The 506-nt window shown below is 43.5% G+C and carries 1 protein-coding gene; it reads right to left on the bottom strand.

Features of this window, described 5'->3' with window-relative positions:
• Positions 1 to 506 (bottom strand): thioredoxin domain-containing protein (locus ACS8FD_RS24910; protein WP_439277814.1); only part of this gene is annotated, 506 nt, incomplete at both ends.

Here is a 506-nt window from a genome sequence, read left to right as displayed (position 1 = left end):
ATCGTTAACGCTATAATACCCGCTATCGGATTGAGCCAAGGCTGATCAGCAAGCATGGCAATACCAGCAATGGCTTCTAAAAACGGATAGACATAAGCATAACGCACGACTCTTCTGGCCAATAAATCGTAACCCAAAAACCCAGTCGTAAAGCTTTCTAAATCTTCAAGTTTTTTGATGGCCAGCACACACATAGATAAGGCAACAAACCACATCAAAGCTTGCATGGACAATACACTAATTGATAGTGCCCAACATAAAGCCAAGCTCATTAAAGCGGTAACAGAAAATATGGCGATAATGGGCGCATAGGTAGTGTCATCATTGCTTTTGGCTTCGCTATTGCCTAAGAATACTTGTAGTTCCTCATTGCCGCCAATACGCTTGCCCTCAATAAAGGTTTGCGGTGTGGTTTCAACTCCCAATGTATCTTTGACTAAACTGTTTTGGTCTTGTGTGGTGATATGGCGATCGACAATGTCGTAGCCAGCATGCTTGAGCGCGTC

The sequence above is a fragment of the Psychrobacter sp. 1U2 genome (genome assembly GCF_051847575.1).
This window is presented reverse-complemented; position numbering and strand designations above follow the sequence as displayed.